At 71.1% G+C, this 14636-nt stretch carries 14 protein-coding genes and 1 pseudogene; 14 read left to right on the top strand and 1 reads right to left on the bottom strand.

Annotated elements, in window-relative coordinates:
• The first annotated feature begins 217 nt into the window (after positions 1–217).
• The 9 genes and pseudogenes from ACIQRL_RS16610 (at position 218) to ACIQRL_RS16570 (ending at position 9010) form a co-directional block, all read left to right on the top strand.
• Positions 218–931, top strand: a complete 714-nt coding sequence (locus ACIQRL_RS16610; protein ID WP_401331931.1) for a hypothetical protein — start codon at positions 218–220, stop codon at positions 929–931.
• Between the two features lie 372 nt (positions 932–1303).
• The gene (locus tag ACIQRL_RS16605) at positions 1304–2386 is read left to right on the top strand and encodes a hydrogenase expression protein HypE (RefSeq protein WP_401331930.1); all 1083 of its coding nucleotides are present in this window, start codon (positions 1304–1306) and stop codon (positions 2384–2386) included.
• A gap of 54 nt (positions 2387–2440) precedes the next feature.
• On the top strand, positions 2441–4222 hold the full coding sequence (locus tag ACIQRL_RS16600; protein ID WP_401331929.1) for a nickel-dependent hydrogenase large subunit: 1782 nt from the start codon (positions 2441–2443) through the stop codon (positions 4220–4222).
• 93 nt (positions 4223–4315) lie between these two features.
• Positions 4316–5227 (top strand): NifU family protein, encoded by a 912-nt coding sequence (locus ACIQRL_RS16595; protein WP_401331928.1) that lies wholly within the window; start codon positions 4316–4318, stop codon positions 5225–5227.
• Positions 5224–5832, top strand: a pseudogene (locus ACIQRL_RS16590) (DUF5947 family protein); the annotation flags it as partial. The gene ACIQRL_RS16595 and the pseudogene ACIQRL_RS16590, both read left to right, overlap by 4 nt.
• A 419-nt stretch (positions 5833–6251) precedes the next feature.
• Entirely contained in the window at positions 6252–6896 is a 645-nt protein-coding gene (locus tag ACIQRL_RS16585) for a DUF6084 family protein (RefSeq protein ID WP_365870526.1), read from the top strand.
• Between the two features lies 1 nt (position 6897).
• Entirely contained in the window at positions 6898–8328 is a 1431-nt protein-coding gene (locus ACIQRL_RS16580; protein WP_401331927.1) for a hypothetical protein, read from the top strand.
• Positions 8325–8888 (top strand): hydrogenase maturation protease, encoded by a 564-nt coding sequence (locus ACIQRL_RS16575; RefSeq protein WP_401331926.1) that lies wholly within the window; start codon positions 8325–8327, stop codon positions 8886–8888. Before ACIQRL_RS16580 ends, ACIQRL_RS16575 begins: the two co-directional genes overlap by 4 nt.
• Positions 8889–8890: 2 nt before the next feature.
• Positions 8891–9010 (top strand): DUF6893 family small protein, encoded by a 120-nt coding sequence (locus tag ACIQRL_RS16570; RefSeq protein ID WP_401331925.1) that lies wholly within the window; start codon positions 8891–8893, stop codon positions 9008–9010.
• Here ACIQRL_RS16570 and ACIQRL_RS16565 read toward each other — a convergent pair.
• On the bottom strand, positions 8986–9450 hold the full coding sequence (locus tag ACIQRL_RS16565) for a helix-turn-helix transcriptional regulator (protein ID WP_401331924.1): 465 nt from the start codon (positions 9448–9450) through the stop codon (positions 8986–8988). The two genes, ACIQRL_RS16570 and ACIQRL_RS16565, sit on opposite strands and share 25 nt — an antisense overlap.
• Before the next feature lie 64 nt (positions 9451–9514).
• On the opposite strand from ACIQRL_RS16565, the gene ACIQRL_RS16560 reads away from it, so the two are divergent.
• From ACIQRL_RS16560 to hypD, 5 genes are read left to right on the top strand one after another with little or no spacing between them, the layout of a single operon-like run.
• Positions 9515–9952: a hydrogenase maturation nickel metallochaperone HypA gene (locus ACIQRL_RS16560; protein ID WP_401331923.1), complete on the top strand. Its 438-nt coding sequence runs from the start codon at positions 9515–9517 to the stop codon at positions 9950–9952.
• On the top strand, positions 9936–10787 hold the full coding sequence (hypB, locus tag ACIQRL_RS16555; RefSeq protein WP_401331922.1) for a hydrogenase nickel incorporation protein HypB: 852 nt from the start codon (positions 9936–9938) through the stop codon (positions 10785–10787). The genes ACIQRL_RS16560 and hypB overlap by 17 nt, the downstream gene beginning before the upstream one ends.
• Complete coding sequence (hypF, locus tag ACIQRL_RS16550; protein ID WP_401331921.1) at positions 10784–13144, top strand: carbamoyltransferase HypF; 2361 nt, start codon at positions 10784–10786, stop codon at positions 13142–13144. Before hypB ends, hypF begins: the two co-directional genes overlap by 4 nt.
• 38 nt (positions 13145–13182) lie before the next feature.
• On the top strand, positions 13183–13521 hold the full coding sequence (locus ACIQRL_RS16545; RefSeq protein ID WP_401331920.1) for a HypC/HybG/HupF family hydrogenase formation chaperone: 339 nt from the start codon (positions 13183–13185) through the stop codon (positions 13519–13521).
• Positions 13518–14636 (top strand): hydrogenase formation protein HypD, encoded by a 1119-nt coding sequence (gene hypD, locus ACIQRL_RS16540; RefSeq protein ID WP_401331919.1) that lies wholly within the window; start codon positions 13518–13520, stop codon positions 14634–14636. Before ACIQRL_RS16545 ends, hypD begins: the two co-directional genes overlap by 4 nt.

Raw genomic sequence — 14636 nt, 5'->3', positions numbered from 1 at the left:
ACGGGAGTCGTGCGGTCTGACGCATCTCGCCTTCTACCATCGGGACCGGGCGAGGATGTTCAGCGCCGAGATACCGGAACCGCAGGATGAGTCCCCGACCGAGGCGGCATCGCGCCGGCTTGAACGCTCTGGCCGTCAGCTCTTCTACATACTTGAGGAACTGGCTTCGGATTTCGCCGAGCTTCGGACCGGTTCGCCCATACGCACGGTGGTCCATGTGCCCACTGGAGCGCTCCTCTATCATTCCGTCGCGGCGGAAAGCCATCTGTGCTGCGTCACGCGCGCGGACCTGCTGGGCGAACTGATTCCCCGCCTGGCCGAAGGGATCGTCGATCTGCGGCCGGCCCTGAGTCACCACCTGGGTGCCCAGCGCTCCTTTCCGAGCAGGTACACCCGGCCCGAACCGCCGTCCGCCGACCGGACGCCGTCGCCCGTGCACGAGGTGCCGGACACGGACCGGCCGAACACTTCCGGGAAGGCCACCGAAGGCACCGCGTACACGGTCGACCAAACCGCGGGTGCGGACGACGTCCCCACCGCCACCAGGGACCTGCTGTGCGAGGCTCTCGGTGTCCACGGGCTGCATTATCTGGCCTACTACACCGGTGGAGCGCCGACCTGCAGGGTCGACCTCTTCGCCCACTCTGCCGTGCAGAGCTTCCTCGGCTCCTCCACCGCTGAGCAACGCCGGGACAGGTACTCCCTGCTGGGCCAGCTGCTGCCGGGAGTCACGGGCCGGATGAACACGTCTCTCAACGCCCTGCTCGAAGGGGAGATGCGCCAGATCGTCCTGAACATCGAGCGCGGGGCCGTGTACTTCCAGCAGCTGCCTGAACACTGCTATCTCCTGGGCGTGTCACTGGACCAGTCGCACCTCGCGGAGGCGGACCGGCACATCGAGCGGCTCAGCAGGGAGCTGGCGAGCGAATGACGGCGTCCGCCGCGTTCGTCCTCTTCGCGGTCCCTCCCTTCCCGTCGCACTGGGCTTTGTCGGTGGTGGCAGGCATGGGGCCTTCCGGGCGATGAGCCGGGCGGGTCGAAATCGAGTACGTTCACGCCGGTCCGGTCGGCGGGTGCGGGGTGTTCGCGCCGGGCGTCATGGGTCTCGCCGGTACGCAGCAGGGCTGCCGGGCGGGGGGCGTGGGGGTGGGCGTCGCCCGACGGGCACTGCCGGGGCGGTGGCGAAGGTGCGTGGGGGCGATAGGGCCCGTTCGCACTTACCGGCGGCGCTCCTGGGCGGTAACCATGGGAAAGGCTGTTTTGGCCAGCTATGACCTGAATGAGCTGATTCCCTGGAGGGCTCATGAACGCCCCGACCGCCACGACGGCCGACCCCGTCGCGCAGGACGACGCACAGGAGGACCCGACCGTCCACATTCTCTGGATCAACGCGGGGCTGAGCTGCGACGGGGACTCGGTCTCGCTGACCGCCGCCACCCAGCCCAGCATCGAGGAGCTGGCGCTCGGCGCCCTGCCGGGACTGCCCAAGGTGGCGGTCCACTGGCCCCTGATCGACTTCGAGTGCGGGCCCGTGCAGGGCGCGGACAATTTCGTCGAATGGTTCTTCAAGGCCGACCGGGGCGAGCTGGAGCCCTTCGTGCTGGTCGTCGAGGGATCCATACCGAACGAGCGGGTCAAGCCGGAGGGCTACTGGTGCGGCTTCGGGGACGACCCGGAGACGGGTCAGCCGATCACCACCAGTGAGTGGCTCGACCGGCTCACCCCCAAGGCACTCGCCGTGGTCGCCATCGGCACCTGTGCGACGTACGGCGGTATCCACGCGATGGCCGGGAACCCGACCGGCGCGATGGGAGTGCCGGACTATCTGGGCTGGGAGTGGAAGTCCAAGGCGGGCATTCCGATCGTCTGCATCCCGGGCTGCCCCGTGCACCCGGACAACGCCTCCGAGACCCTGCTCTACCTGCTGTACCAGGCTGCGGGCGCGGCGCCCATGATCCCGCTGGACGAGGAGCTGCGGCCGACCTGGCTGTTCGGTGCCACGGTGCACGAGGGCTGCGACCGTGCGGGCTACTACGAGCAGGGGCAGTTCGCGAGCGAGTACGGATCACCGGAGTGTCTGGTCAAGCTCGGATGCTGGGGTCCGGTGGTCAAGTGCAACGTGCCCAAGCGCGGCTGGATCAACGGAGTGGGCGGCTGCCCGAACGTCGGCGGCATCTGCATCGCCTGCACCATGCCGGGCTTCCCCGACAAGTTCATGCCGTTCATGGACGAGCCGCCCGGCGGGCATGTGTCCGCGACGGCGAGCGGTATCTACGGATCCGTCATACGACGACTGCGGAACATCACCGCGAAGACCGTCGACAAGGAACCGAAGTGGCGCGGCAAGGGCGAGGAGCTCACGACCGGCTACAAGGCCCCGTGGTGACCACGGTTACCCACCCGCTGAGCAGGACACTCGACAGGAAGGTGGCGTGGCACCATGGCGACGGCGACGAACAAGCCGGCCGGTGACGGCCTCACGGAGATGTCGTGGGACCCGATCACCCGCATCGTGGGCAGTCTCGGCATCCACACCAAGATCGACTTCAAGGCGAAGCGGGTCGCGGAGTGCTACAGCACCTCGTCCGTCTTCCGCGGGTACAGCGTGTTCATGCGCGGCAAGGACCCGCGTGACGCGCACTTCATCACCAGCCGGATCTGCGGCATCTGCGGCGACAACCACGCGACCTGCTCGGTCTACGCCCAGAACATGGCGTACGGCGTGGCACCCCCGCACCTCGGCGAGTGGATCATCAACCTCGGCGAGGCCGCGGAGTACATGTTCGACCACAACATCTTCCAGGAGAACCTGGTCGGCGTGGACTACTGCGAGCGGATGGTCCGCGAGACCAACCCCGGCGTGCTCGAACTCGCCGAGCGCACCGAGGCCCCGCACGCGGCCGACCACGGCTACCGCACCATCGCCGACATCATGCGCTCGCTCAACCCGCTGGAGGGCGAGTTCTACCGTGAGGCTCTCCAAGTGAGCCGCTACACACGGGAGATGTTCTGTCTGATGGAGGGCCGCCATGTGCACCCCTCCACGCTCTATCCGGGCGGCGTCGGCACGGTCGCGACCATCCAGCTCTTCACCGACTACCTGACGCGGCTCACCCGCTACGTGGAGTTCATGAAGCGGGTCGTCCCGCTCCACGACGACCTCTTCGACTTCTTCTACGAGGCGCTGCCCGGGTACGAGGAAGTGGGCAGGCGCCGGGTGCTGCTGGGGTGCTGGGGCGCGCTGAACGACCCGGAGTACTGCGACTTCCAGTACGCCAACATGGAGAACTGGGGCCGGCGGATGTTCGTCACCCCGGGTGTCGTCGTGGACGGCAAGCTGGTCACCAACAGCCTCGTCGACATCAACCTCGGCATCCGCATCCTGCTCGGCAGTTCGTACTACGAGGACTGGTCGGGCATGGAGAAGTTCGTCGAACGGGACCCGCTCGGCAACCCCGTCGACGAACGGCACCCGTGGAACCAGCACACCATCCCGGCCCCGCAGAAGCGGGACTTCGACGACAAGTACAGCTGGGTGATGTCACCGCGCTGGTTCGACGGCACCGACCATCTGGCCCTGGACACCGGCGGCGGCCCGATCGCCCGGCTGTGGTCCACGGCGCTGTCCGGACTCGTCGACATCGGCTACATCAAGGCCACCGGGCACAGCGTGCAGATCAACCTGCCGCGCACGATGACCAAGCCGGAGATGGCGCTGGAGTGGAAGATCCCGCAGTGGAGCAACGCCCTCGAACGCAACCGGGCCCGCACCTACTTCCAGGCGTACGCCGCCGCGGCCGCTCTCTACTTCACCGAGCAGGCGATGGAGGAGGTACGCGCCGGACGCACCCAGACCTGGGAGAAGTTCGACGTGCCGGACGAGTCGATCGGCTGCGGCTTCACCGAGGCGGTCCGGGGTGTGCTCTCGCACCACATGGTGATCAGGGACGGCAAGATCGCCAACTACCACCCGTACCCGCCGACCCCGTGGAACGGCAGTGTGCGGGACAGCTACGGCACACCGGGCCCGTACGAGGACGCGGTGCAGAACACGCCCATCTTCGAGGAGAACCCGCCCGACACCTTCAAGGGCATCGACATCATGCGGGCCGTCCGCAGCTTCGATCCGTGTCTGCCGTGCGGCGTGCACATGTACGTCGGCGGTGGGAAGACCGTCCAGCAGACGCACATGCCGACCGGGCTCAGCGGACTGGCGGTCTGACCCTCCCCAGGTTCTGACCTTCCCAGGATCTGGACCTTCCCCAGGATCTGACCTCCCGCAGGATCTGACCTTTCTCAGCAGAGAGGCTTGCCGATGGCCGGACAGGAGACGGGCGAGCGGATAGGCGCACTGCTCGACGAGCTGGCGCAGCAGGCGGGACCGGAGGCGCGCGACACCGCGGACGAACTCGTGCGCTGCCTCATGGAGTTCTACGGCGAGGGCCTGGCCCGGACCGTACGCCTGCTGCGCTCCGCACCGGACGGCGCGGATCCCCTCGCCGTCCTCACCGCCGACGAACTCGTCAGTGATCTGCTGATCCTGCACGATGTGCATCCCGAGGACACCGCGACCCGGGTGGGCCGGGCCCTCGACAAGGTCCGTCCCTATCTCGGCTCGCACGCGGGCGACGTCGAGGTGGCCGGGCTCGACCTGGAGGCGGCCGACGGCCCGACCCTGCGCCTGAGGCTGCGCGGGAGCTGTGACGGCTGCCCGTCCTCCACCCAGACCGTGCGCTGGACCATCGAGGAGGCGGTCGCCCGCATCGCTCCCGAGGTCGCGCACATCGAGGTCGAGGGGATGGCCGAGGAGAGCCCGCAGCCGGCACTGCTCCAGATCCTGCCGCACCGTCCGGACGACGCTCCGGGCGAGGCGGCGCCGTCCGCGGAGCCGGGTGATCCGGCGCGCTGGTACACCCTCGGCGCGCACGCTCTGCCCGTGGGCGACCGGGCCACGGGGGTCACCGAGGTCGCCGGCCGCACCCTGCTGCTGGTCCGGCTGCCGGGGCAGCTCTACGCCTATCGCGACCGCTGCCCGGTGTGTGCGGCGAGCCTCGCTCCGGCGGTCCTGGACGGCGAGTCGCTGCGGTGCGCGGGCTGCGCCGCCGAGTTCGACGTGCACCGGGCGGGCCGGGGCGGCCAGGGGCATCTGGAGCCCGTACCGCTGCTGGAGGAGGACGGGTCGGTGCGGGTGGCACTTCCCGGTGAGCTGCTGGGGGCGGGGCCATGACCACCGACGTCCTCAAGCAGTTCACCCGTAGGCCGCCGCCCAAGGGCGAACGCTGCGACCTTTGCGGGGAGCCGCTGCCCGCCGCGCACCGGCATCTCGTCGACACCTCCCGACGGTCCCTCAAATGCGCCTGTCCGCCCTGCCATCTGCTCTTCACCCGGCCGGGCGCCGGGCAGGGCCGCTTCCGGGGCGTCCCGGACCGGTATCTCACCGATCCCGGGTTCGAGCTGGACGAGGCGGACTGGAACCGGCTGCAGATCCCGGTCGCGCTCGCTTTCTTCTTCCGCAACTCCGAGCTCGACCGGCTCGCGGCCTTCTATCCGAGTCCGGCGGGCGCCACCGAGAGCGAACTCGACCCTGGGACGTGGGACGCGGTGCTCGGGCGCAGCCGGCTCGCGGAGCTGCTGGAGCCCGATGTGGAGGCGCTGCTGCTGCACCGCGGACGGGGCGGCTCGGTGACGTGCACGCTCGTCCCGGTCGACGTCTGCTACGAGCTGGTCGGCCGGATGCGGCTGCACTGGAAGGGCTTCGACGGCGGTGCCGAGGCGCGCGCGGACATCGCGGAGTTCTTCGAGCGGATCACGGCCGCGGCCCGGCCGCTGGACCCGGCCCCCGGGCCCAGCGGCGCGTCGACCCACCGCGGGCCCCCCACCGCACCGCCGGAACCCGAGAACACCACCACATCGACGCACCCCGAGCCCCCCACCGCACCGCCAGAACCCGAGAACCCCGCCGCACCGCCGGAACCCGAGAACCCCGCCGCAGCGGCGGAGGGCGGGCGCTCCGCCAGGTCGACGGAATCGGAGGCCCTGGCCGCGCCGGCGGAGAGCGAGGACTCCGCCGCACCGGCGGAGGCCGGTCTCGCCGCCGCACCCGAGGAACGTGGGACGCCCGCCGCGGCGGCTGAAACCGGGCCCTCCCCCGCACGGGCGGAACCCGAGGCCCCCGCCGCGTCGGCGGAAGGCGGTGGCTCCGCGGCTTCCGGGGAATCCCGCGGACCGGCCAGAGACCTCGGGGGCGCCCCGTGACCGATCTCCAGTTCACCTGTACCGGTGTGCGCCCCGAGCCGTACGGGGCCGGGCCCACGCTGTTGTTCGGGCTGCGCATCGAGGAGGCCGACCACCAGCCGGTGCACGCCCTCGCGCTGCGCTGCCAGATCCGTATCGAGCCCGCCGGGCGGACCTACGAGCCGGAGGAGGTCGGCATGCTGGGCGACCTGTTCGGCGAGCCGAGCCGCTGGAGCAGCACGCTCAAGCCGTTGCAGTTCGCCCACGCCTCCATCACCGTCCCCGGGTTCACCGGTTCGACCGAGGTGGATCTCCCGGTGCCCTGCACCTATGACACCGAGGTCGCGTCCGCGTCGTACTTCCGGGCCCTGTCCCGCGGCGAGGTCCCGCTGCTCCTGCTCTTCTCCGGCACGGTGTTCACCGGCCGGGACGGCTTCCGGGCCGAACCGGTGCCCTGGCACAAGGAGACGTCGTACCGCATGCCCGTGGACGTGTGGCGGAACATGATCGAGCAGTACTTCCCCAACTCGGGCTGGCTGCGCGTCCGGCTGGACGTGCTGGACGCGCTGCGCCGCTACCGCTCCTCGCGCGCCCTGCCGTCCTGGGAGCGGGTCTTCGACGAACTCCTCGCCGGCGCCGACGCGAAGAAGGGGGCCGACTGAGATGAGCAATCCCCTGGAGAACCGATTCGAGCAGGCCCGCACGGTTGCCGACGCCGTCCTGTTCGAGGGATACGTCCTCTACCCCTACCGCGCCTCGGCCGCGAAGAACCAACTGCGCTGGCAGTTCGGCGTGCTGGTGCCGCCCGCCTGGACCGCCACGACCGGAGAACACTCCGTCCAGCGCACCGAATGCCTGCTGGAGCCCCGCGACGGCGACCGGCTGCACGCCGAACTGCGCTTCCTGCATGTGCGGCGGCGCACGGTCGAACGGCTCGATGCCGACGGCGGCTACACGGAGGTGCCGGAACTGGACCTTCCCGACCGGGTGTTGGTGCCGTGGGACGAAGGGCACGAGGAACGCGTCCTGATCCATGAGACGTTCGCCGAGCTGACGGGTGATCAGGCCGCGGGTCACGCCGTGCGGTTCGACCTGCCGGACTCCGTCGAGTACGAGCCGGTGACCGACACCGAGGGCCGGACGCTGGGCCGTCTGGTACGGCGCAGACTGCGGCTGACGGGCGAACTGCGCCCGCGCGTCGACGAGTTGCCGGGCCCCTACCGAGCGCTCCGGCTCACGGTGAGCGTGCACAACACCACCACCGTCCCGGAGGGCGCGGGCACCGACCGCGAGACCGCCCTCGCCCACAGCCTGATCGGCACCCATCTGTTGCTCGGCGTGCCCGGGGGACGGTTCCTGTCGCTGACCGACCCTCCCGAGTGGGCCCGCCCGGCCGCCGCGAGCTGCCGGAACGACCACACCTGGCCCGTCCTCGCCGGACCGCCCGGCACGGACGACGTCATGCTGTCCTCGCCGATCATCCTGGAGGACCACCCCTCCGTCGCCGAGGAGAGCCCGGGGCCCCTCTACGACGCCACCGAGATCGACGAGATCCTCTCGCTGCGCACGGCCGCGCTCACCGAACGGGAGAAGCGCGAGGCCCGCGGTACGGACGCCCGCGCCGCCGGGGTCATCGACCTGGTCGACGACATGCCGGAGGCGGTCCGCGAACGGCTGCACGGGGCGATCCGGGGGCTGCGCGAGATCACCGGTGAGAACCTCACGGGCGAGCCGCTCCCCCCTGCTCCCGATGCCGGGCTGAGTCTGCCTCAGGGCCCCGGACACCCCTGGTGGGACCCGGCGCAGGACGCGGAAGCCACCGAGGTGCCGGGCGTCGTCGTCATCGACGGCGCGACCGTACGGGCCGGCAGCCGGGTCCTGCTGACCCCCGGCGCACGGCGCTCCGACGCCCAGGACGCCTTCCTCCACGGCCGGCACGCCACGGTCGAGGCCGTGGTCGGCGACCTCGACGGCGAGACGCATCTCGCCGTCGTCGTGGACGACGATCCCGGCACCGACGTACGCCGTGCCCAGGGCCGCTTCCTGTACTTCAAGCCCGACGAGGTGACCCCGTTGAAGGAGGGGGCGACATGACGACCGGACCTGATCGCACCGAGGCGTCCGGCACCAGCGGCCCGGACGCGACCCGCCGTGTTCTGGTCGCCGGAGTCGGCAACGTGTTCCTCCAGGACGACGGGTTCGGGGTGGAGACCGTACGGCGGCTCGCCGTCCGCACGCCCGAACTGCCGCCCGGCGTCGAGCTGATGGACACCGGTATCCGCGGAGTCCACCTCGCCTACCGGCTGTTGGAGGGCTATCAGGCCCTCGTGCTGGTGGACATCGTCAGCCGCGGAGGCCCGCCGGGCACGCTCTACACGATCGACGTGGGCCCCGAACCCCCCGCGGCACGGCCCGAGCCGGGGCCGCTGGACACGCACGCCATGGACCCCGCCACCGTGCTGGCCCTGCTGCACGATCTGCACGCCGGAGCGGGCGGCACCCTCCCTGAGGAGGTGTACGTCATCGGCTGCGAACCCCTCGACACGAACGAGGGGATGGGGCTGTCACCCCCGGTGGCCGACGCCGTGGGGGCCGCCGCCGACCTGGTGCTCGACCTGGTACGCCGCGCTACCTCTGTACCCCAGAGGAGCTGACCATGATGGAGGCAAGGATGGAATGGCAATGGGTGGGCCTGGCCGCGGGCCTCGTAGTGGCCTACGGAGTCGCGAGGAACCTGTCGGACATCCGCCGCTACTTGCGCATGCGGCGCATGTGATCGGGCGGCCGCGCATGATCCGGTGGACGCGGGCCGGCGCCGGGCCCCGCGCCCTCGCGCCGGCCCGCGCGGCCACCGACGTCCTCGAGCTGCACATAGCGTTCGAGGAAGAGATGCAGCGTGCTGTGGAGTTCACCCAGGCGGACGAACCACAGGGCGAGGTTCATGGCGCCCTGCTGGGTGATCGCGTAGACGCGGCGCGCGGGACCGCTCTCCGACGCGTGCCAGTGCGAGGTGACCTCGCCGCCGCTCTCCATGCCCCGCAGCAGCCGGTACACATGCGCCTGGTCCGCGTCGCCGCAGCCGAAAGCGCCCAGGCGCTGCACCAGTTCGTAGCCATGACCTTGGCGTTCGGCCAGCAACAGGAGCAGCACCGGGGTGAGCAGAGCGCGTCGCTCGACTTCGTGCCCGGTCATCGTCTTCTCAGAGTAACCAGGCATGCGCGCGCCCCACATCCGGGCGCCGCGGCGTCCGCCGGCTGCTCGGCGGCGGGAGGTGAGCACCGTGCATGAGCTGTCCATCGCCGTGGCGGTCGTCGAACAGGTCGAGGAAGCCGTGCGGGAACAGGGGCGCGGGGTGGCGTCGCTGACCCTGCGGATCGGCGAGCTCGCGGGAGTGGTGCCCGAGGCGCTGGACTTCTCGTTCGGGCTGGCGACGGAGGGCACCGCGCTGGCGGGGGCCCGTCTGCTGATCGAGACTGTCGATGCGCGGGGCCGCTGCGACGGCTGCGGCCGCGAGGCGCCGACCGGGATGCCTCCGGTGCTGTGGTGCGCCGCGTGCGGGGCCACGCTGACCCTGCTCAGCGGCCGGGAACTGGAGATCGTCCGGGTGACGCTGACCGACGGGCCCCCGGACGGGAAGAGCGCGGGCGACCGGCCACGGGCCGCGCCGTCCGGGCTGCCGGTACGCGACGAGGAGGCGAGCCATGTGCCGCACCGTTGACCTGCATCAGGCCGTGCTCGCCAAGAACGACGAGAACGCGCTGGCCCTGCGGGGCTATCTGGGTGACCGCGGCACGGTGGCGGTCAATCTGCTGTCCAGTCCGGGCAGCGGCAAGACGGCCCTGCTCGAACTGTTGCTGGCGCGCGCCGTCGCGGGCGGCACCCCGGCCGCCGCGGTCACCGCCGACCTGGCGACCGAGAACGACGCGACCCGGCTGGCACGCTCCGGCGCTCCGGTGCGGCAGATCCTCACCGACGGGCTGTGCCATCTGGAGGCGGGCATGCTCCAGCGGCGGCTGGAGGGCTGGCTGCCCGAGGGCACCCGGCTGCTGTTCGTCGAGAACGTCGGCAATCTCGTCTGCCCCGCCTCCTACGACCTCGGGGAGACCCTGCGCATCGCGCTCGCGTCGGTGACCGAGGGCGAGGACAAGCCGGTCAAGTACCCGACGGCCTTCGGACTCGCGCACCTGGTCGTGATCACCAAGACCGACATCGCGGACGCCGTCGGCTTCGACCGGGAGGCGTTCCTGCGGGGTGTCGGGCAGGTGAATCCCGGGGTGCCGGTCCTGGAGACCTCGGCCCGCACCGGTCAGGGCGTCGACGCGTTGCTGGCCCACGTCCTGCGCTGCGCGGCCGGCGACGAGACGCACGTGCCCGTCCTGGCGCGGCAGCACGAGCGGTACCTGCACAGCCACGAGGACGGCAACGGGCACCCGCACGGCCACACCGGAGGACACGCCCACACGGATGGACACGCCCACACCGACGGCCGGCCGCACGAGCGGGGAGCTGGGGCCGACCCCAGCCGGGAACAGGCGCAGGGGCATCCGCGGTGAACGGGACCCCGGGGCGCGAGCGCAGGCACATCATCGTCACGGGGGTCGTCCAGGGAGTGGGGTTCCGGCCCTTCGTGTACACCCTCGCGGAGGAACTCGGGCTGACCGGCTGGGTCACCAACAACGCGCGGGGCGTCGAGGCCGAGGTGGAGGGACCGGCCGCCGACGTGGCCGCGTTCTGCGCGCGGATCGGGACCGGGCCGCCGCCGCTCGCCGTCGTCGAGTCCGTCGACCACCGTGCCGTGCCCCTGGAGAACGACGGTTCGGTGTTCACCATCCGCCCCTCCTCCGGCGGCCCGGGCCGCACGCTGGTCTCCCCGGACACCGCCACCTGCGACGCCTGTCTGAGCGAACTCGCGGACCCCGCCGACCGGCGGTACCGGCACCCGTTCATCACCTGTACGCACTGCGGGCCGCGGTTCACCATCGTGACCTCGCTGCCGTACGACCGGGACAGCACGACCATGGCGGGCTTCCCGATGTGCCCGGACTGCGCACGTGAGTACGCGGACCCTGCCGACCGGCGCTTCCACGCCCAGCCGATCGCCTGCCCCGCCTGCGGTCCCCGGCTCACCCTGCGCACGGGTCCGGACGATCCGGGCGAACTGTGCGACGGGCAGGCGCTCGCCGAGGCCCGCCGGCTGCTGGCCGAGGGCGCCGTGGTGGCGGTCAAGGGGATCGGCGGCTACCACCTGGCGTGCGACGCGGGCGATCCCGCGGCGGTCCGTACCCTGCGCAAGCGCAAGAACCGGGGCGGCAAGCCCTTCGCGGTGCTGGCCGGCTCGCTGGAGACGGTCCGGCGGCTGGCCCATGTCGGCCCGGCGGAGCGGGAGTTGCTGCTCGGGCCGCGCAAGCCGGTGGTCCTGCTGCGGCGGCGCGCGGAGGCGGGCGGCGAGATCGCGGCGGGGGTCGCGCCCGGCAGCCCCGACCTCGGCTTCATGCTCCCGTACACGCCGGTGCACCGGCTGCTGCTCGGTCTGCCCGGAGATCCGCCGGGTCCGGCCGTCCTCGTCATGACCAGCGGAAACCGCTCGGGCGAGCCCATCACCACGGACGACGCCGAGGCGCTGACCCGGCTGGCGGGCCTCGCCGACGCCTGGCTCGCCCACGACCGCCCCATCCATGTGCCCTGTGACGACTCGGTGGTCCGGGTGTGCGCCGGCGCCGAGCTTCCGGTGCGCCGGTCGCGCGGCTACGCCCCCTTCCCGATCGCGCTGCCGGTGCCGGTGGTCCCGGCGCTGGCCGTGGGCGGGGACCTCAAGAACACGTTCTGCGCCGGGGACGGCCGTTACGCCTGGCTGTCCGCGCATGTCGGGGACATGGACGACCTGGCCACCCTGACTGCCTTCGAGCGGGCCACCGGCCATCTGACGGACCTCACGGCCGTCGCACCGCGGCTGCTGGTCGCCGACCGGCATCCCGGCTATCGCGCCACCCAGTGGGCGCGGCGCGCCGCCGAGGCCCGCGGCCTGACGCTGCGCCAGGTGCAGCACCACCACGCTCATGTCGCCTCCGCGATGGCCGAGCACGGTCTGGACGGCTCGGCGCCGGTGATCGGGGTCGCGTTCGACGGGACCGGCTACGGCGACGACGGGGCCGTGTGGGGCGGTGAGGTGCTGCTCGCCGACTACGACGGATACCGGCGGTTCGCCCATCTGGGCTATGTGCCGCTGCCGGGCGGCGACGCGGCCGTACGCAACCCGTACCGGATGGCGTTGTCGCATCTGCGGGCGGCGGGACTGCCCTGGCGGGACGAACTGCCGTGCGCCGCGGCCGCCACTCCCGAGGAGCGACGGCTGCTCGAAAGGCAGCTCGAACGGGGGCTCAACTGCGTTCCCACGTCCAGCATGGGACGCCTTTTCGACGCGGTGTCCTCGCTCGCGGGGGTCTGCCACCGGGTGGAGTACGAGGCGCAGGCGGCGATGGAGCTGGAGAACGCGGCGCTGGACGACCTGACGGGGCCGCTGGCCGACGACGAGCGGAACGACGCGTACCGGTTCATGCTGAGAGCGGTCCGTCAGGACCCCGAGGCGCCGCTGATCGCCGATCCGGCGCCGGTCCTGGCCGCCGCCGTCGCGGACGTCCGGGCCGGTGTCACGGCCGGGCCGGTGGCCCGTCGGTTCCATCGGGCCGTCGTCGGTCTGGTCCTGGAGGTGTGCACGGTGGCGCGAGAGAGGACCGGCATCCGAACGGTCGCCCTCAGCGGCGGGGTGTTCTGCAACGCCCTGCTCACCGAGGGCTGCGGCGCCGTCCTGGAACGTGACGGCTTCACCGTACTGAGGCACCACAAGGTTCCACCCAATGACGGCGGTCTGGCCCTCGGGCAGTTGATCGTCGCCGCCCGAGCACGGGACTAGCGCGCAACAGGAGCGCTGGAGCGAGTCAGGAGCGAGTCATGTGTCTGGCCGTACCCGGCCGAGTGCTGGAGATCGAGGAACGCGACGCGACGCGGATGGCCAAGGTGGACTTCGGCGGTGTCGTCAAGGACGTGTGTCTGGAGTACGTGCCGGACATGAAGGTCGGTGACTACGCCATCGTCCATGTGGGATTCGCGTTGCAGCGGCTGGACGAGGAGTCGGCGAAGCAGACCCTGGAGCTCTTCGAGAACCTCGGGGTGCTGGAGGAGGAGTTCGGCGACGCCTGGGGCAAGGCCGCCCGGGACGCGGGCGCCGAACGCCCCGCAGGAACCGGACTCCCGCCCCTGGAGGGCGTCGAGAAGGAGGCGCGGTCATGAAGTACCTGGACGAGTTCAGCGACCCGGTCCTCGCCAAGCGGCTCTTCGACGACATCAGGGCGGTCACCACACAGCCCTGGTCGCTCATGGAGGTCTGCGGCGGCCAGACGCACTCGATCATCCGCCACGGCATCGACCAACTCCTCCCCGAGGAGATCCAGTTGATCCACGGGCCGGGCTGCCCGGTCTGTGTCACCCCGCTGGAGATCATCGACAAGGCGCTGGAGATCGCCTCCCGTCCGGACGTGATCTTCTGCTCCTTCGGCGACATGCTGCGCGTGCCCGGCAGCGGACGCGACCTGTTCAAGGTGAAGAGCGAAGGCGCGGACGTACGCGTCGTCTATTCGCCGCTGGACGCGCTGAAGATCGCGCAGGAGAACCCCGACCGGCAGGTCGTGTTCTTCGGCATCGGCTTCGAGACCACCGCGCCGCCCAACGCGATGACCGTCTATCAGGCCAAGAAGCTGGGCATCGCCAACTTCAGCCTGCTGGTCTCGCACGTCAAGGTGCCCCCGGCCATCGACGCGATCATGAACTCGCCGGACTGCCGGGTGCAGGCGTTCCTCGCCGCCGGGCACGTCTGCACGGTGATGGGCATGGGCGAGTATCCCGAACTGGCCGAGCGCCACCGGGTGCCGATCGTGGTGACCGGCTTCGAGCCCCTCGACATCCTGGAGGGCATCCGCCGCGCGGTACGCCAGCTGGAGGCCGGACAGCACACCGTGGAGAACGCCTATCCGCGCGCGGTGCAGGCCGAGGGAAGCCCCGCGGCCCGCGCCATGCTCTCCGACGTCTTCGAGGTGACCGACCGGGCCTGGCGCGGGATCGGCATGATTCCGCGGAGCGGCTGGCGGCTGTCGCCCAAGTACCGCGAGTACGACGCCGAGCACCGCTTCTCGGTGACCGGCATCGACACCCAGGAGTCGTCCGTCTGCCGCAGCGGCGAGGTGCTCCAGGGCCTCATCAAGCCGCACGAGTGCGCCGCGTTCGGCAAGGAGTGCACCCCGCGCAATCCGCTGGGCGCGACCATGGTCTCCAGCGAGGGCGCGTGCGCCGCCTACTACCTCTACCGGCGGCTGGAGACCCCCGACAAGGAGGCGAGCTCCGTTGGCTGA

Source organism: Streptomyces sp. NPDC091209, from assembly GCF_044757755.1.
GTDB lineage: Bacteria > Actinomycetota > Actinomycetes > Streptomycetales > Streptomycetaceae > Streptomyces.
Note: the sequence above shows the minus strand (reverse complement) of the source record. Positions and strands in the feature narration are given on the sequence as shown.